Genomic DNA, 16,613 nt, shown 5'->3' with positions numbered 1-16,613 from the left:
TGCGTGCCGCCACACGTCGCGATCGTCGCGGACGGGGCTGGGCGATGCCTCGATGCTAGTCAGCCAGCCTGGGAAATGCCCAGACGGAGCCTCCTCCTCGCCCGCGAGAACGTGCGATACTGAGAGCGCGTCCACCGAAGGGCGTGCGGGTCAAGCCCCCGCTCATTCCATCACTACGGATCGTCCGGCACGTACCTGCCGGTGAAGGAGAAGAAAACATGGCGTCCGTCACCTTTGACAACGCAACCCGCCTCTACCCCGGCGGCACCCGCCCCGCGGTCGACAAGCTGAACCTCGAGGTCGCCGACGGCGAGTTCCTGGTCCTGGTCGGCCCCTCCGGTTGCGGTAAGTCCACCTCGCTGCGCATGCTGGCCGGCCTCGAAGAGGTCAACTCGGGCCGCATCCTCATCGGCGACCGCGATGTCACCGACATCCCGCCGAAGGACCGCGACATCGCGATGGTCTTCCAGAACTACGCGCTGTACCCGCACATGACGGTCGCCGAGAACATGGGCTTCGCCCTGAAGATCGCCGGCGTCGGCAAGGAAGAGCGCGCCCAGCGCGTGCTCGAGGCCGCCAAGCTGCTCGACCTCGAGGAGTACCTGACGCGCAAGCCGAAGGCGCTCTCGGGTGGTCAGCGTCAGCGCGTCGCGATGGGTCGCGCCATCGTCCGCCAGCCCCAGGTCTTCCTCATGGACGAGCCGCTGTCGAACCTCGACGCCAAGCTGCGCGTGCAGACGCGCACGCAGATCGCGTCGCTGCAGCGCCGGCTCGGCGTCACCACGGTGTACGTCACGCACGACCAGACCGAGGCCCTCACGATGGGTGACCGCATCGCCGTGCTCAAGGACGGCCTCCTGCAGCAGGTCGGCACGCCGCGCGACCTCTACGAGAAGCCGAACAACGTGTTCGTCGCCGGCTTCATCGGCTCGCCCGCGATGAACCTGTTCCCGGTCGACCTCGCGAGCGCGGGCGGCATCCAGTTCGGCACCGCCGTCGTCGACGCCGACATCGACCGCCCGACGAGCGCGACGCAGGTCACGGCCGGCATCCGCCCCGAGGACATCATCGTGAACCCCGCCGACGGCCTCGGCCTGTCGGTGACGGTGGACCTCGTCGAGGAGCTCGGCGCGGACGGCTACCTCTACGGCCACACCGACATCGCCGGCAAGCGCACCGACATCGTCGCGCGCGTCGACGGTCGCAGCCACCCGAACGCCGGCGAGACGGTCGTCCTCGCCCCCGTGCCGCACCACGTGCACGCGTTCGACATCGAGTCCGGCGAGCGCCTCACCAAGAAGGCCATCGCCTCGGCCTGATCCGACGACGACGCGGCGCGGGTGGCTCCGGTTCAGCGAACCGGCCCCCGCGCCGCGTCGTATCCCCCGACGAAAGCGAAGACCGGCGTGGTCCACTCCCTCACGATCACTGCGAGCAGCGTCGACGCGGGCCTGCTCGCCCTGCCCTGGTCCACTCCTCTCGACGAGTGGGGCAAAGACACGATCGTCTCGCTCCCGAAGGGCCTGTCCCGCCACCTCGTCCGCTTCGCCGACCTGTCCGGACGTGTGGTGGCCGTCAAGGAGACCACGGGAGAGATGGCCCGTCGTGAGTACGACATGCTCGGCTCACTCGGCCGCCTCGACGTCCCCTGCGTCGAACGCGTCGCGGTCATCGACGGCCGCCGCACACCGAAGGGCGAGCCGCTGCCGGCGGCCCTGGTGACGGCCCACCTCAAGTTCTCCCTCCCCTACCGCGCGCTGTTCACCCAGGTGCTGCGCCCCGACACGGCCGGACGTCTCGTCGACGCCCTCGCGGCTCTGCTCGTGCGCCTGCACACGATCGGCTTCTTCTGGGGCGACGTCTCGCTCTCCAACACCCTGTTCCGCCGGGATGCCGGGGCCTTCGCCGCCTACCTCGTCGACGCCGAGACCGGCGAGCTGCACGAGGGCGGCCTCACGCGCGGCCAGCGCGAGCACGACCTCGATGTCGCGCGCACGAACATCGCCGGCGAGATCATGGACCTCGAAGCCGGCGGACGGCTCGAGGGCGGGGTGGATGCCGTGGCCATCGCCGACGGCATCATGTCGTCGTATCACTCGCTGTGGGCGGCCCTCACCGACAAGGAGAGCTTCGCGGCGGGCGAGGCCTGGCACATCACTGAGCGCGTGAAGCGCCTGAACGACCTCGGCTTCGACATCGGCGAGATGTCGATCCGCACCACGTCCGACGGCACGAGCGTGTCGATCCAGCCCAAGGTGGTCGACGCGGGGCACCATCAGCGCCGCCTTCTGCGCCTGACCGGGCTGGACGTCGAGGAGAACCAGGCGCGGCGGCTCCTGAACGACATGGACGAGTTCCGCGCACGCGTGTCGCGGCTGGGCTCGGACGAGGAGATGGTCGCGCACGAGTGGCTGACCCGCGTCTTCGAGCCCGTCATCAAGGCGATCCCGTGGGATCTGCGGGCGAAGCTCGAGCCGGCCGAGGTGTTCCATCAGGTGCTCGAGCACCGCTGGTACATGTCGCAGGCGCGCGGACAGTCGGTTCCCATCGCGGAGGTCGTCTCGTCCTACATCGACGACGTGCTGCGTCACCGCCGCGACGAGGCCACCGTCATGGGTCCGCCGACGGAAACGATGGCCATTCCGGTGATCACCGCCGCGATCGGCACGATCGACGACGACGAGGATGACGACGTCGACTGGCGCGATCTCGTCTGACGCGGCGTTTCGTCGAACGCCCGCCCGTCGAACCCCGTCCGTTGAGCGAGGCGCGCAGCGCCGAGTCGAAACGCCGCCGCCCGTCAGTAGCCGACGGTGAAGCGCTCGCGGACGTGCTTCGGGTTCTCGATCTCGTCGAGGATGGCGACGGCGAGGTCGGCTCCGGAGATGAACGACTCCCCCTCGGCATCCGTGACGAGGACGTCGCCGCCGTCGCGGTAGCGTCCGGTCCGCTCACCCGGGTTGAACGCGCCGAAGCCGCCGGCCGGGTGGATGAAGAACCAGTCGCGGCCGGTCTGCTCGGCCTGCAGGTCTTCCAGCACGCCGATCATCTCCAGGGCCTCGGCCTTGAACTCCTCGGGGAAGCCCAGGTCGATCACGCGCTGACCGCCCGGTGCCACGAGGCTTCCGCCCGCGCCGCCGACGACGCCCAGCCGCACGCTCTCCGGCAGCACCGTGTTGAGGGCCTCGAGGTTGGGGCGCACGAGTCCCTCCATCGCACCGCGCGGAGCGACCGTGCTGACCACGACGTCGACGCCTTCCAGCTGCGCGACGAGGCCGGGGATGTCCAGCAGGGTGCCCTCGATGTAGGTGGCGCCCGGAACGCGGTCGGCGGCGACGGAGCGCGACACCGACAGGACGGTGTGCCCGCGGTCGACGGCCTCCGAGACGATGTGACGGCCGGCGAAGCCGGTGCCTCCCAGAACAGCGATGATGGCCATGTGGAGCGGTCCTTTCGTTCGACTCCGCGTCACTCGGACGCGGCGCGGATGGTGGCGACCTGGTAGAGCGCGACGGATGCCGCGATGCCGGCGTTGAGCGACTCGGTGGCCGAAGAGATCGGGATCGAGACGATCTGGTCGCAGGTCTCCGTCACCAGGCGGGACAGGCCCTTGCCCTCGGAGCCGACGACGATGACGACGGGGCGGTCGGCGAGCTCGAGCTGCGGCAGGGCGACGTCTCCGCCGCCGTCGAGACCGAGGACGAACACGCCCTGCTTCTTGAACTCCTTCAGGGTCGTCGTGAGGTTCGGTGCCATGGCGACCGGAACGCGGGCGGCGGCTCCGGCGCTCGTCTTCCACGCCGCCGAGTTGACGCCCGCGGAGCGGCGCTGCGGGATGATCAGGCCCTGGCCGCCGAAGGCCGCCGTGGAGCGGATGATCGCGCCGAGGTTGCGCGGGTCGGTCACGCCGTCGAGCGCAACCAGCAGCGGGGTCTGGCCCGTGGCGATCACCTGCTCGAGAAGGTCCTGCGGGTGCGCGTACTCGTACGGCGGCACCTTGAGGGCGACGCCCTGGTGCACGCCGTCGAAGCCGGCCATGCGGTCCAGCTCGGGCCGCGTGACCTCCATGACCGGGATGCCGCGCTGGGTCGCGATAGACAGCATCTCCTTGACGCGGTCGTCCATCTCGACGCGCTGCGCGATGTAGAAGGCGGTGGCCGGGATGCGCGCCCGCAGCGCCTCCAGCACGGAGTTGCGCCCGGTGACGTTCTCGGTGTCGTCGCCCGCCTTCGCCTTCGGGGCGCGCGACGGCCCCGGCTTCTGTCCCGGCCGTCCCTTGCCGCCCGCGGCCGCGTAGCGCTCGGCCGCGGCCTTGCGCTTGCCGGCGACGTGCCAGCTGCGGTCCTCGGCCTTGGGGGTCGGCCCCTTGCCCTCGAGCGCCTTGCGCCCGTGACCGCCCGTGCCCTTGAGCGGGCCCTTCTTCTTGCCCTTGCCCGCGGAGGGGTTGCCCGGCTTAGCCATCGTTCAGACTCCAATGGGTCCCGTCGGGACCGTCTTCGAGGACGACGCCGGCCGCCGCGATCGCATCGCGGAGGCGGTCGGCGCTCGCCCAGTCCTTGTTCGCGCGCGCCTCGGCGCGCTGGGTGATCATCGCCTGCAGCAGGCTGTCGAGCGCACGGCCCTGTGCGTCGTCGGTGTCGCCGCGCCAGCGCGGGTCCGCGGGGTTCATGCCGAGCACGCCGGTCATCCGCCCGACCTCGACGAGCGTGCGCGCGGCGGCATCCCGATCGCCGGCGTCGAGGGCCGCATTGCCCGCCCGCACGGTCTCGTGCACGACGGCCAGCGCCTGCGGAACGCCGAGGTCGTCGTCCATCGCGGCGGCGAAGGCCTCCGGCAGGTCGGCGACGACGAGCGGGGTCGGGGTCCCGAGCACGCGGGTCGCGCGCTGCTGGAAGGTACGGATCCGATCGAGGGCCGCCTCGGCGTCGTCGAACGACGCGGAGGTGAGATCGAGCGTGGAGCGGTAGTGGGCGGCGCCCAGCGCGTAGCGGACGACGAGCGGATCGCGTTCGGCGAGGACATCGGCCGCCAGCAGATGGTTTCCGAGCGACTTCGACATCTTCTGGTCGCCGACGGTGACGAGCCCGTTGTGCACCCAGTAGCGGGCGAACGCGTCGCCGGCCGCCGTGGACTGGGCGAGCTCGTTCTCGTGGTGCGGGAAGCGCAGGTCGATGCCGCCGCCGTGGATGTCGAACGATGCGCCGAGGTAGCGCCTGCTCATCGCGGAGCATTCGATGTGCCAGCCGGGACGACCGGGCCCCCAGGGACTGTGCCAGACGGCATCCGCAGGCTCGCCCTGCTTGGCGCCCTTCCAGAGCGCGAAGTCGCGCGGGTCGCGCTTGCCGCGCGCATCCGCGTCGGCGGCGGGCTCCATCGCGTCGATGCTCTGATGCGTGAGCGCCCCGTAGGACGGCCACGATCGCACGTCGAAGTAGACGTCGCCGGCGGCGGCGTAGGCGTGCCCACGCGCGATGAGGGTCTCGATGAGCTCCTGCATCTGCGGGATCGACCCGGTCGCCCGCGGCTCGTAGGTCGGCGCCAGGATGCCGATGGCGGAATACGCCTGGCCGAACTCGCGCTCCATGCGGTAGGCGAGGGCCCACCACGGCTCGTCGTCCGTCGCGTTCTGCAGCACCTTGTCGTCGATGTCGGTGACGTTGCGCACGAAGGTGACCCGGCCGAACCGTCGCCCCAGCCAGCGCCGCAGCAGATCGAACGCGAGAGCGGCACGCAGATGATGGATGCCGGGACCCGACTGCACCGTCGGACCGCAGACGTACATGGTGACGTTCGCCGGATCCTGCGGGGCGAAGTCGCGCAACGCCTGCACCTGGGTGTCGTAGAGCCGGACCGTCACCGCTCCAGCCTACCGGCGCGGGCGCCGACGGACGGCGGCGTGGGACACTGGCGGACGATGAACGCCCCCGACGACATCCTCATCCGCCCCGACGACCTCACCGGGCAGGCCACGCGCGCTCTGGTCGCGGCCCACCTCAGCGGGATGCACGCCGCGTCGCCCGCCTGCAGCGTCCACGCGCTCGACATCGACGCGCTGCGCGATCCGTCCGTCTCGTTCTGGTCGGCGTGGATCGCCGGCGAGATCGCCGGGATCGGCGCACTGAAGCGGCGCGACGCGCACCGCGGGGAGCTGAAGTCGATGCGCACCGCCGAGCGTTCCCTGGGCCGCGGGGTCGGTCGCGCGCTCCTCCGCCACATCATGGCCGAGGCGGCCGCAGCGGGGATGTCGAGCCTGTGGCTGGAGACGGGCACGACCGAGGAGTTCGCCGCGGCGCGGCACCTCTACGCCAGCGAGGGCTTCGTCGCGTGCGGCCCGTTCGACGACTACGTGCCCGACCCGTTCTCGACGTTCATGACGCGGGAGCTCTAGCACCGCGGGAACCGCGCCCGTCCACCCCTCAGCGGGGGACGACGACCGCGACGGCGAACGCCGCGACGCCCTCGCCCGTGCCCGTGAATCCCAGTCCGTCGGTCGTCGTCGCCGACACCGTGACAGGGGCGCCGAGCGCCGCCGACAGCACGCTCTCCGCCTCCGCCCGACGTGCGGACAAGCGCGGCCGGCGCGCTTGCACCTGCACCGAGACGTTACCCACCGCGTAGCCGGCCTCGGCGACGAGCGCGCGGGTCCGTGCGAGGAAGACCGCCGCGTGGGCACCCGCGTACTCCGGCTGATCGGTGCCGAAGTGGGTGCCGATGTCGTCCAGGCCGGCGGCGGCGAGCACGGCGTCGACGATCGCGTGGGCCACGGCATCCCCGTCGGAATGACCCTGCAGTCCGGGCTCGCCCGGCCAGGCGAGTCCCGCCAGCCAGAGCTCGCCCTCGCCGCCGACGGCGTGCACGTCGGTGCCGATCCCGACGCGGGGCAGCGCCGCCGCCACGGTGCCGGCAGGACGGGCGCCGAGGAGTGCGCGAGCACGGTCGAGGTCTGCCGGCGTCGTGATCTTGAAGCCCCGTTCGTCGCCGGCCACGGTCCAGACGGCGGTGCCGGCGCTCTGGACGAGCGCGGCGTCGTCGGTGTGATCGGCGGATGCCGCGGCGTAAGCCGCATCGATGACGGTGCGCGAGAAGCCCTGCGGGGTCTGCGCGGTCGCGAGGTCAGACCGGTCGACGGCTTCGCGCACGGCCTGGCCCGCGACCCGTTTGACGGTGTCGACCATCGGCAGCACCGGCAGGACGGCGTCCTTCCCGTGCTCGAGCGCGTCGATCACGCGGGAGAAGACCTCCGGCGGCGTGAGCGCGCGGGCTGCGTCGTGCACGAGCACCCGCTCGACGTCGGGCCACACGGCGTGCAGACCGGCCGCCACCGAGGCCTGCCGCGTCGGGCCGCCGGCCACCACCGAGACCAGGTCACGGCGGGGGCCGGCCGCGGCGAGAGCGTCCGTGAGCGCATCGCCGACACGGTCGGCGGGTGCGACCACGATCACCTGAGCGGCCGGCGCCGCGAAGACGCCGTCGAGGGCATGACGCAGCACGGTGTGCTCATCGAGTCCGACGAAGGCCTTCGGCACACCGACGCCGAGACGCTGGCCGGAGCCCGCGGCGACGACGATGACGGCGACGTGCGGGACGGGAAGAAATTCGGAACTCACATCGCGACCCTACCGAGCCGCGTCCGCGCGGGCGAGCCCGCGCGGCGGTCAGCTCGCGAGGACCTCGTCGAGCACGCCCGAGGCGTGGTCCTCGTCGGCCTTCAGCGCGAGAGCGATCTCCGAGACGAGGATCTGACGTGCCTTGGCGAGCATGCGCTTCTCACCCGCCGAGAGGCCGCGGTCCTGATCGCGGCGCCACAGGTCGCGCACCACTTCGCTCACCTTGATCACATCGCCGGAGGCGAGCTTCTCGAGGTTCGCCTTGTACCGGCGGGACCAGTTGGTGGGCTCCTCGGTGAACGGCGCGCGCAACACGTCGAAGACCCGCTCGAGACCGTCCTTGCCGATCACGTCACGAACGCCGACCAGGTCGACGTTGTCGGCAGGGACCTCGATGATGAGGTCTCCCTGCGTCACGTTCAGCTTCAGGTACTTCTTGGTCTCGCCCTTGATGATCCGGTCCTTGACCTCGATGATCGTCGCGGCCCCGTGGTGCGGATAGACGACCGTCTCGCCAACCTCAAAAAGCATGCAGTTATGTCCTTTCGGCAAAGTCCAGAATACCACAGGCGACATACGCTAAGGTTCGCCGGTTCGGGGCCGAGCCGCCGGGCGGCGGGGGCGGCGCCGGCTCCCGGCATAGAATGAGGACACACCGACTCGTCCAGGAGGATCCGTGAACACGCGCCGTCTCGCGTCCGTCGCCCTCGCCGCCGTTGTGGTCCTCTCCACGGCCGGCTGCAGCATGATCTCGCCGCAGGCCACCACCATCACCTACTCCCCCGCGGAGGGCGTCAACATCGCCCACTCGGAGCCGCTGAAGGTGCGCAACGCCCTCTTCGTCGCGAACGAGGACGGCACCGAAGCCAACTTCCTCGCGGCGATCGTCAACGACACCGACAGCGCCGAGAGCCTGCTCGTCGGCGTCGACGGCACCACGCAGCGCGTGCGCGTGCCCGCGCGCTCCACCGTGAGCCTGGGCTTCGACGGCGCCGACCCGCTGCTGTTCACCGGGCTGTCCTCGAAGCCCGGCACCGACGTGAAGGTGTCCTTCCAGTCCGGCACCGGTGAAGCGGTCGAGGATCGCGTGCCCGTCCTCGACGGCACGCTCTCCTACCTCGCCGACTTCGTCCCCGCGAGCTGATCGCCGCGGGCCGGGCGCCCGGAGGCGCTCAGGCCTCGAACCGGTATCCCAGCCCGCGCACCGTCAGCAGCATGACCGGCTCGCTCGGGTTGCGCTCGATGCGGGACCGGATCCGCTTGATGTGCACGTCGAGCGTCTTCGTGTCGCCGAAGTAGTCGCTGCCCCACACCCGGTCGATGAGCTGGCCGCGGGTGAGCACCCGGCCGGCGTTGCGCATCAGCACCTCGAGCAGCTCGAACTCCTTCAGGGGCATCGGGATCGTCTCCCCGTCGACCGACACCGTGTGCCGGTCGATGTCGAGCACGACGCGGCCGCCGTCGACGATGCTGTCGTCCAGGCCGAGATCGGGCCCCTCGCTGCGGCGCAGGACGGCGCGCATGCGCGCGAGGAGCTCGCGCGACGAGTATGGCTTGGTGACGTAGTCGTCGGCGCCCAGCTCCAGGCCGACGACGATGTCCACCTCGGAGTCCTTCGCGGTCAGCATGATGATGGGCACCTTCGAGCTCGTCCGCACCACGCGGCACACCTCGGTGCCCGGCATCCCGGGGAGCATGAGGTCGAGCAGGATGATGTCCGCCCCGCGCGCCGCGAACGCCTCGAGGGCGGCGGGGCCGTCCTCGGCGATCTCCACCTCGAAGCCCTCCCGACGCAGCAGGTAGGCGAGCGGGTCGGCCAGGTCGGGCTCATCCTCGACGATCAGGACGCGGGTCATCGCTTCTTGTCTCCTTTCGCCCGCGAGACGTCGCGGGCGGCTTTCTTCTTGCGTTTCTTCTTGACCGGGAGGTCGTCGGGCGGAGCGACCGCGGGAAGGCGGACCGTGAAGGTCGAACCCCGACCGGGACGCGACCAGACCTCGACCTCGCCGCCGTGCCGCTGCACCGCGTGCTTCACGATCGACAGGCCCAGCCCCGTGCCGCCCGTGCGGCGGGAACGGGCCTGATCGGCGCGATAGAAGCGCTCGAAGACGCGCTCCTGCTCGTCTTCGGGGATGCCGATGCCACGGTCGGTGACCGCGATCTCCACGATCTCCCCGTCGGTCTTGACGCCGACACCCACCTGGCCGCCCTGCGGGGAGTACGCGATGGCGTTGGCCACGAGATTGGCGATCGCCTCGGTGAGCACCTGCACGTCGCCGCGCACGTAGGCGTGACGCGCACCGCCGCGGGCGACGGAGATCGCAGCGGAGTCGGCGGCGACGGACTGCGACTCGATGGCGGCGGCGACCACCTCGTCGACCGAGACGTCGCGCAGCTCGGTGAGGTCATCGGCGGACTGCAGCCGCGACAGGTTCATGATCCGCGAGGTCAGCTGGCTCAACCGCGCCGCCTCCGCGCTCAGACGGCCGGCGAAGTGGCGCACCTGGTCCGGGTCGTCGGCGGCCGACTCGACGGCCTCCGCGAGCAGGCTGACCGCGCCGACCGGCGTCTTCAGCTCGTGACTGGTGTTGGCCACGAAGTCGCGGCGCATCTCCTCGACGCGCTCGCGCTCGGTGATGTCGCGGATGACGATGAGGATCAGGCGCGGGGTGATCACGCTCGCCCGCGCCGACACCAGACGCGGCTCGACCCCGCGGCGCAGCCGCATCGTCTGCGTCTCGGGCATCTCGCTGCGCCGTACCGACCGGGCGAGCGCGCGCAGGTCGTCGTCCGGCAGGGCGAAGTCCTCGTGCATGCCGAAGAGCGCGGCCGGAGCGGAGACCGCGACGATCTGCAGGGAGGTGTCGACGACGACCGCGACCTCGTCCATCCCCTGCAGGACGGCGGCGGTGCCGTCGGGCAGCGCCGTCGACGCGGCCACGCGCGCACGGTCGCGCGCACGCAGCGCGATGAGCACGAGCGTCGCCACACCGCCGCCGAGAACGAGGCCGAGGATCAGGGCGATCACCGGCTGCAGGGAGTCCATGCCTCCCAGCGTAGGGTGGACGGACACCGCAGATTCACGTTGCGGATCACCGCCCGACACCCCGGCCGCAACGTTCATCGCTGCGGCACCGATCGTTAACCTTGGCCCGCGATGATCGCCGGGTCAGCGGAAGGCACCGTGCCTGCCCGCCGGAAGAGAGGCACCCTGATGCGCGAAGTTTTCCACCAGTCGCTCGAGGACGTGCAGTCGCGTCTCGTGGAGATCGCCGAACTCGTCACGGAGGCCATCGACAAGGCCACGCGCGCCTTCGGCACGAGCGACGTCGCTCTCGCGGAGGAGGTCATCGAGGCCGATCAGGTCATCGATGAGAAGGCGGTCGCCCTCGACGAGCTCGCCATCCAGATCCTCGCGCGCCAGCAGCCGGTCGCCCGCGATCTGCGCATCGTCGTGGCGGCGCTGCGCGTGTCGGCCTCCCTCGAGCGCATGGGCGACATCGCCGAGCACATCGCCCAGCTCACCCGGATGCGCTTCCCGGAGCGCGCGATCCCGAAGGGCCTCAAGGGCACGTTCACCAAGATGGGCGAGCTCGACGTCGAGGTCGCGCAGACGCTCACCGAGCTGCTGCGCACCGAGGACCTCTCCTTCGTCGAGACGCTGCGCACGCTGGACGACAAGGTCGACGACCACCACCTCTCCGTGTTCGAGAAGGTGCTCAGCGAGAACTGGCAGGGCGAGGCCGGCGCGACCGTCGACGCGACCCTGGCCAGCCGCTACCTGGAGCGTTTCGCCGATCACGCCGTCTCGGTCGCCAAGAAGGTCGCCTACCTCGCGACCGGGGACTGGACGCCGGACACCGACACCATCGCGGTCATCATCGCCGAGGGCGAGGCGCTCGACGACGTCGAGTGAGGCTCCGCCCCGCCGGGGCGCACACGAAGAGGGGGGATGCCGGTCGGCATCCCCCCTCTTCGTCGTTGCGCTCGCGCGCCGCGCTCAGCCCTTGCCCTGGCTCGCGACGGCAGCGGCACCGGCGGCCGCGGCCTCGGGGTCGAGGTACTCCCCCGGTGCGACGGGCATGAGGTCTGCGCCGAGGCGGTACACCAGCGGGATGCCGGTCGGGATGTTGAGCTCGGCGATGTCGGCGTCGCTGATGCCGTCGAGGTGCTTGACCAGGCCGCGCAGCGAGTTGCCGTGTGCCGTGACGAGCACGGTCTTACCGGCCTTCAGGTCGGGGACGATCTCGTTCTCCCAGTACGGGAGCAGACGGTCGATGACGATCTTCAGCGACTCGGTGCGCGGCACGTCGCCGTCGATGCCGGCGTAGCGCGGGTCTCCGACCTGGCTGTAGGGCGAGTCGTCGGCGAGCTCCGGCGGCGGCACGTCGAACGAGCGGCGCCACAGCATGAACTGCTCCTCGCCGAACTCCTCGAGCGTCTGCGCCTTGTCCTTGCCCTGCAGGTCGCCGTAGTGACGCTCGTTGAGGCGCCACGAGCGCTTCACGGGGATCCACAGACGGTCGGCGGTGTCGAGGGCGATGTTCGCGGTCTGGATGGCCCGGCTCAGCAGCGAGGTGTGCAGCACGTCGGGCAGGATGCCGGACTCCTTGAGCAGCTCACCACCGCGCGCGGCCTCGCCGCGACCCTGCTCGGTGAGGCGGACGTCCACCCATCCGGTGAACTGGTTGGTCTTGTTCCACTCGCTCTGCCCGTGGCGGAGGAGGATCAGCGTGTACGGCGCGGTCATGCTCGTCATCCTACCGGCGCGGGCGCTGGCATCATGGGGGGATGCCGCCGGAGAAAGCCCCCGCCCGCGGCGTCGTCGGTCAGATCACGCGAGGCACGACCAACACCAACCGGCTGCGCCGCATCGACCGCTGGATCGCGCGGCATCCGGTGCTGCGCCGCGCCGCGGATCCGTTCGTCGTCGACCTGGGCTACGGGGCGAGCGCCGTGACGGTGCTGGAGCTCGAGCAGCGGCTGCGGCGCGTGCGTCCCGATGTCGACGTGCTCGGACTGGAGATCGATCCCGGCCGCGTCGAACGGGCGCGCGCCCAACTCGACGGCGTGCGCGCGGGCCGCGCCCCGTTCGCCCCCGACGCGCGGGTCGCGTTCGCCCGTGGCGGGTTCGAGGTGCCCGCGCCGCACGATCGGCGTCCCGCCGTGCTGCGGGCGTTCAACGTGCTGCGGCAGTACGACGAGACCGACGTGCCGGCGGCCTGGTCGCGCATGGCGCGACGACTTCAGCCCGACGGCATCCTCGTGGAAGGCACGTGCGACGAGCAGGGGCGGGTGTGCACCTGGCTCGAGATCGGCGCCGACGCCGTGCCGCGCACCCTGACGCTGTCGCTGCGCCTGTCCGCGCTCGAAGCGCCCGCGATCGCCGCCGAGCGGCTGCCGAAGGCCCTCATCCACCACAACGTCCCGGGCGAGCCCGTGCACGGCTTCCTGCGGGCGCTCGACGAGGAGTGGACGCGCGCCGTCGCGACCGCGTCGTTCGGTCCCGTCCATCGGTGGCGCACCGCCCTGCTCGCGCTGCACGGCGCCGGCTGGCCCGTCGGCGGACGCGCACGCTGGCGCCTCGGCGAGGTCACCGTGCCGTGGACGCTGGTCGCCCCGGCCTCCTGACCGACCGCTCGGCGATCCCGCTCAGACCCGCGGGATGGCGGCACGCGCCTCGTCCGCGGGCATGCCCGCCGCGGTCATGAGGTCGACGGCGAGGGGGCGCATCGCCCCGATGAGGGTCTGGTCGACGGCCGAGCTGCGGTCCGCGAGCACCCCGGGATCGAGGCGGCCCGCGACCGCGCGGACGGCCTCCCGCGCCGCCGGCTCGTACGAGATGTCGCCGAGCGCGTCGGCGATCAGCCGCGCACCCGCGCCGAGCTCGTTGAGCAGGTCGGCGGCGATCGGCCGCGCGGTGCGGTCGTCGCACAGGTAGACGATGCGCCGCGCGATCACACGGAGGTTGCGGGTTGCGAGGTCGACGTGCACGCGCACCCGTTCCTGACGCTCGAACTCCGGACGCTGCGCACGCAGGAACGGCGAGATGCGTGCGATCTCCGAGCCCGACTCGATGCCCGCGCGCCACTGGTCGACGAGCCCCTGCAGCGCCCGCGCCTTCCTGAGCCCGCGCTCGGCCCGACCGGGGTCACCGCGCCGCAGCGCCTGCACGAGGGTCGCGAGGGCGCCGTCGAACGCCGCGAACAGCTCCGCGCCCTCCCGCGTCACGGCACGCAGCGGACTGCGCGGCAGCAGCGCCGTGACCAGCAGGGCCGTGACGCCGCCGACCACGCCGTCGATCATCCGCAGGAACGGCACGCTCACGGGGATCACCATGACGATCGCCGACTGGATCGCCGCCGCGATGGCGAAGGCCGGCTGCGGCGACAGGAAGCGGGCGATGACGAGGGATGCCGCGAGGGTGAGACCCAGCTGCCACCAGCCGATGCCGGCGACCAGCACGATGATCTCGGCGACGAGGATGCCGACGATCATGCCGATGACCGTCTCCAGCACGCGGCGCGGGCGCGCGTCGCGCACCAACCCCAGACTCGAGACGGTGACGGTGGCCGCCAGCAGCGGCGCGGCGTGGCCGAGCACGTAGTGGGCGAACGAGAAGGAGACCGTCGCCGCGACGACGATCTGGACGATCGCGGGGGCCGACGCGACGACGCGGTCCACGCCGACGCGGGGATGCCAGCGCGCGCGCCATCCGGTCGCGATCGCCGCGGTCGGCGGCGACGCGGAGGGCCGGGGCTTCCCGGGCGGCTCGGGAGGGGGGACGGCGGCCACCGCGGTCAGCGACGCCGGGACAGCCGCGGCATGCGGGGCACGGCGGCCGTGCGGCCCGCGTCGGGCGGCACGATGACCTCCTGCGCGGCGGCGACGACACCGCCGTCGACGGCGACGGTGAGCTCGGCATCCGTCGGCGTCGTCCGCTTGACGTACGCGAGCGCGATCGGCCCCTCCTCGTGGTGGCGCGCGACCGAGGTGACGGCGCCCACGGCATCCTCGCCGAAGAACACCTCCGCTCCCCGTTCGGGAAGCCGCGCGTCGCTCCCGTCGAGCTGCAGCGACACCAGACGCCGGGGCGGATGCCCCAGGTTGTGCACCTTCGCGACGGTCTCCTGCCCGCGGTAGCAGCCCTTGTCCAGATGGACGGCACTGCGCAGCCAGTCGGCCTCGTGCGGCAGCGCGCGGCCGTCGGCCTCGGTGTCGGCGCGCGGGCGCCAGGCGGCGACACGCACCGCGTCGACGGCCATCCACCCGGCCACCGCCTGCGATCCGGAGGCCGCGGCGGCGGCGATGTCGGCGGCGGTGTCGACCGTGACGACGGCCTCGGACCAGTCGTAGGCGGTGCCGGGATGCGGGGTCGCGGGCGCGTAGCCCCACCCGCCGACGCCGACCTCGGGCCAGGGATCGCGCCAGACGGCGAGCGCCGGAAGCGCCGCGACGGCGTCACCGGTACCGCCGATGACCGCCATCCGGTCGGACAGGTCGTGCAGCTCGACGCGCAGGCGGAAGCGCATGCGCGTGAGCCACGTCAGCAGCGCGTCGGCGTGCGAGCGGTCGACGATGAGCCAGGTCCGCTCACCGTCGTCGACGACGGATGCAGCGTGCTCCACGTGCCCCTGCGGATCGAGAACCAGCAGCTCGGTGCTCACGCCGGGGGCGAGCGCGGCGAGGGCCTGAGACGTGATGGAGTCCAGCCAGGTGAGCCGGTCGACCCCGTCGACGGCGAGCACGACCCGGTCATCGAGGGGCGCCAGCGCACGACCCGCGATCAGATCGCGCTGTTCACGGGTGGGGGCGGCGACGTGCGCCAGTCCGCGCTCGTCGACGACCGCGCCGGGAACGCGGGCGAAGGGGCTGGAGGATGCGGTGTCGTCGGTCACGGCGCGATCACTCGACCCGCGCCAGTCGCGCCGAGGCGTGCGAGGCGAGCTCTCCGCCGAGCGCGGCGATGTCCCAGGCCCACAGCAGATGGCCGTCGACGAGGCCGTACATGCGGGTCGCGGCGGTGTACGCCTTGGCACTGGCCGGACGCACCACCGCATCCGTCGCGATGTCGATCCGCGGCCCGCGCACCTGTCCGACGTACAGCTCGCTGACCCCGTCGGAGTGGACGAGCGCCACCTCGAGGTCGAATCCGCCCTCCGCGTTGCGCAGCAGCTCGACGTCGTCCGCGGTGCGCGGCGTCGCGCGCGCGACGGATGCCGGCAGCAGCGCCGGCCCCGCGTCGCCGCCGTCGGCGGGCCGGGCGAGGCGCCAGTAGCCGGTCTCGGCCACGAGCGGCGTGCGCGCGCCGTCGTCGGCGAGGAGCCAGGCGCTCGCGGAGTAGTTCACGTAGTCGCCGCCGTCGTGGCTGAAGCTCACGCGATGGGCGAACTCGCCGCCGAACGAGACGTCGTCGGCCTCGTAGTCGATGACCCCGGTGCCCTCCCAGACGCCCAGGAGCCACGAGAGCGGGACGAGATCCGCCGGCAGGTCGGTCGGCAGGTCCAACATGGTCGTCAGCGCTGGCCGCGGTAGAGGTTCTTGATCACGACACCCGACACGAAGACGATCGCGAGCGAGGCGAGCGCGAGCAACCCGACGAAGAAGAGTTCGAGCGCAACGAGGTCCATACCCTCACTCTACCTTCACGAGAACATGCTGGAGAGTCCGAGGCCGAGCCCGATCAGCCCCATCACCACGAACGCGCCCAGCGCACTCGCGGCCACGCGGCGGAGGAAGCCCTGCGAGTGCCCCTGCACCAGTTGCACCACGAACGCGAGGATGAGGCAGGCGGCCATGCCGACCGGCATCCATGCGGCGCGCCATTCGTCGGGGGCGAGGATGCCGATCGCGATCGCGATCACGGCGCCGGCGACCCAGACCCCGACGATGCCGCCGTATCCGGCGCGGGGCGCCAATCCGGGAAGCGTCATGGGTCCATTGTCACCGACGCGCCGCGTCCGCGCACTCACCGCGTCCGCACGTGCGCACGTCGCCGCCGCGCCC

18 protein-coding genes are annotated in these 16,613 nt (G+C 71.7%); 6 read left to right on the top strand and 12 right to left on the bottom strand.

Features of this window, described 5'->3' with window-relative positions; all coding sequences use genetic code 11:
• Nucleotides 1–218: 218 nt before the first annotated feature.
• Both AC1Q49_RS04480 and AC1Q49_RS04475 read left to right on the top strand, forming a co-directional pair.
• Nucleotides 219–1,319, top strand: coding sequence for an ABC transporter ATP-binding protein (locus AC1Q49_RS04480; RefSeq protein ID WP_060959902.1), 1,101 nt, complete (start codon nucleotides 219–221; stop codon nucleotides 1,317–1,319).
• A gap of 87 nt (nucleotides 1,320–1,406) precedes the next feature.
• The gene (locus AC1Q49_RS04475; RefSeq protein ID WP_060959903.1) at nucleotides 1,407–2,717 is read left to right on the top strand and encodes a DUF4032 domain-containing protein; all 1,311 of its coding nucleotides are present in this window, start codon (nucleotides 1,407–1,409) and stop codon (nucleotides 2,715–2,717) included.
• A gap of 83 nt (nucleotides 2,718–2,800) precedes the next feature.
• Here the strand turns inward: AC1Q49_RS04475 and AC1Q49_RS04470 are convergent, their stop codons facing one another.
• From AC1Q49_RS04470 to cysS, 3 genes are read right to left on the bottom strand one after another with little or no spacing between them, the layout of a single operon-like run.
• Nucleotides 2,801–3,439, bottom strand: a complete 639-nt coding sequence (locus AC1Q49_RS04470; protein ID WP_060959904.1) for an NAD(P)-dependent oxidoreductase — start codon at nucleotides 3,437–3,439, stop codon at nucleotides 2,801–2,803.
• A gap of 29 nt (nucleotides 3,440–3,468) precedes the next feature.
• Nucleotides 3,469–4,461 carry a 23S rRNA (guanosine(2251)-2'-O)-methyltransferase RlmB gene (gene rlmB, locus AC1Q49_RS04465; protein ID WP_060959905.1) on the bottom strand — a complete coding sequence of 331 codons (993 nt, stop codon included), beginning with the start codon at nucleotides 4,459–4,461 and terminating at the stop codon, nucleotides 3,469–3,471.
• Nucleotides 4,454–5,857: a cysteine--tRNA ligase gene (gene cysS / locus AC1Q49_RS04460; protein ID WP_492491072.1), complete on the bottom strand. Its 1,404-nt coding sequence runs from the start codon at nucleotides 5,855–5,857 to the stop codon at nucleotides 4,454–4,456. Before cysS ends, rlmB begins: the two co-directional genes overlap by 8 nt.
• 57 nt (nucleotides 5,858–5,914) lie before the next feature.
• Here cysS and AC1Q49_RS04455 point away from each other — a divergent pair, with 57 nt between their 5' ends.
• Nucleotides 5,915–6,388 carry a GNAT family N-acetyltransferase gene (locus AC1Q49_RS04455; protein ID WP_492491071.1) on the top strand — a complete coding sequence of 158 codons (474 nt, stop codon included), beginning with the start codon at nucleotides 5,915–5,917 and terminating at the stop codon, nucleotides 6,386–6,388.
• A gap of 28 nt (nucleotides 6,389–6,416) precedes the next feature.
• On the opposite strand, the gene ispD is transcribed toward AC1Q49_RS04455, so the two are convergent.
• Both ispD and AC1Q49_RS04445 read right to left on the bottom strand, forming a co-directional pair.
• A complete protein-coding gene (gene ispD / locus AC1Q49_RS04450) occupies nucleotides 6,417–7,607 on the bottom strand; it encodes a 2-C-methyl-D-erythritol 4-phosphate cytidylyltransferase (RefSeq protein WP_492491070.1) in 1,191 nt (396 codons plus the stop codon).
• 48 nt (nucleotides 7,608–7,655) lie between these two features.
• Entirely contained in the window at nucleotides 7,656–8,138 is a 483-nt protein-coding gene (locus tag AC1Q49_RS04445) for a CarD family transcriptional regulator (protein WP_023954865.1), read from the bottom strand.
• A 145-nt stretch (nucleotides 8,139–8,283) separates the two neighbouring features.
• Between AC1Q49_RS04445 and AC1Q49_RS04440 the strand changes: the two genes are divergently transcribed.
• The gene (locus tag AC1Q49_RS04440) at nucleotides 8,284–8,751 is read left to right on the top strand and encodes a hypothetical protein (protein ID WP_060959908.1); all 468 of its coding nucleotides are present in this window, start codon (nucleotides 8,284–8,286) and stop codon (nucleotides 8,749–8,751) included.
• 28 nt (nucleotides 8,752–8,779) lie between these two features.
• Here AC1Q49_RS04440 and AC1Q49_RS04435 read toward each other — a convergent pair whose 3' ends face one another.
• Together AC1Q49_RS04435 and AC1Q49_RS04430 are read right to left on the bottom strand one after the other, a co-directional pair.
• The gene (locus AC1Q49_RS04435; RefSeq protein WP_060959909.1) at nucleotides 8,780–9,463 is read right to left on the bottom strand and encodes a response regulator; all 684 of its coding nucleotides are present in this window, start codon (nucleotides 9,461–9,463) and stop codon (nucleotides 8,780–8,782) included.
• Nucleotides 9,460–10,653: a sensor histidine kinase gene (locus AC1Q49_RS04430; protein ID WP_223848862.1), complete on the bottom strand. Its 1,194-nt coding sequence runs from the start codon at nucleotides 10,651–10,653 to the stop codon at nucleotides 9,460–9,462. The genes AC1Q49_RS04435 and AC1Q49_RS04430 overlap by 4 nt, the downstream gene beginning before the upstream one ends.
• Nucleotides 10,654–10,821: 168 nt before the next feature.
• Here AC1Q49_RS04430 and phoU point away from each other — a divergent pair, with 168 nt between their 5' ends.
• Nucleotides 10,822–11,523, top strand: coding sequence for a phosphate signaling complex protein PhoU (phoU, locus tag AC1Q49_RS04425; protein WP_060959911.1), 702 nt, complete (start codon nucleotides 10,822–10,824; stop codon nucleotides 11,521–11,523).
• A gap of 84 nt (nucleotides 11,524–11,607) precedes the next feature.
• Here the strand turns inward: phoU and AC1Q49_RS04420 are convergent, their stop codons facing one another.
• Entirely contained in the window at nucleotides 11,608–12,357 is a 750-nt protein-coding gene (locus AC1Q49_RS04420) for a phosphoglyceromutase (RefSeq protein ID WP_492491069.1), read from the bottom strand.
• 41 nt (nucleotides 12,358–12,398) lie between these two features.
• Here AC1Q49_RS04420 and AC1Q49_RS04415 point away from each other — a divergent pair, with 41 nt between their 5' ends.
• Nucleotides 12,399–13,238 carry a class I SAM-dependent methyltransferase gene (locus AC1Q49_RS04415; RefSeq protein WP_492491068.1) on the top strand — a complete coding sequence of 280 codons (840 nt, stop codon included), beginning with the start codon at nucleotides 12,399–12,401 and terminating at the stop codon, nucleotides 13,236–13,238.
• 21 nt (nucleotides 13,239–13,259) lie between these two features.
• On the opposite strand, the gene AC1Q49_RS04410 is transcribed toward AC1Q49_RS04415, so the two are convergent.
• The 4 genes from AC1Q49_RS04410 to AC1Q49_RS04395 form a co-directional block, all read right to left on the bottom strand.
• Entirely contained in the window at nucleotides 13,260–14,402 is a 1,143-nt protein-coding gene (locus AC1Q49_RS04410; RefSeq protein ID WP_492491067.1) for an FUSC family protein, read from the bottom strand.
• Between the two features lie 5 nt (nucleotides 14,403–14,407).
• A complete protein-coding gene (ygfZ, locus tag AC1Q49_RS04405) occupies nucleotides 14,408–15,505 on the bottom strand; it encodes a CAF17-like 4Fe-4S cluster assembly/insertion protein YgfZ (protein ID WP_492491066.1) in 1,098 nt (365 codons plus the stop codon).
• 7 nt (nucleotides 15,506–15,512) lie between these two features.
• Nucleotides 15,513–16,118, bottom strand: coding sequence for a nitrobindin family protein (locus AC1Q49_RS04400; RefSeq protein ID WP_061782263.1), 606 nt, complete (start codon nucleotides 16,116–16,118; stop codon nucleotides 15,513–15,515).
• A gap of 134 nt (nucleotides 16,119–16,252) precedes the next feature.
• A complete protein-coding gene (locus AC1Q49_RS04395; protein WP_061782262.1) occupies nucleotides 16,253–16,540 on the bottom strand; it encodes a hypothetical protein in 288 nt (95 codons plus the stop codon).
• Between the last annotated feature and the right edge of the window lie 73 nt (nucleotides 16,541–16,613).

It is taken from the genome of Microbacterium sp. MPR-TSA4 (assembly GCF_058792815.1).
Note: the sequence above shows the minus strand (reverse complement) of the source record. Positions and strands in the feature narration are given on the sequence as shown.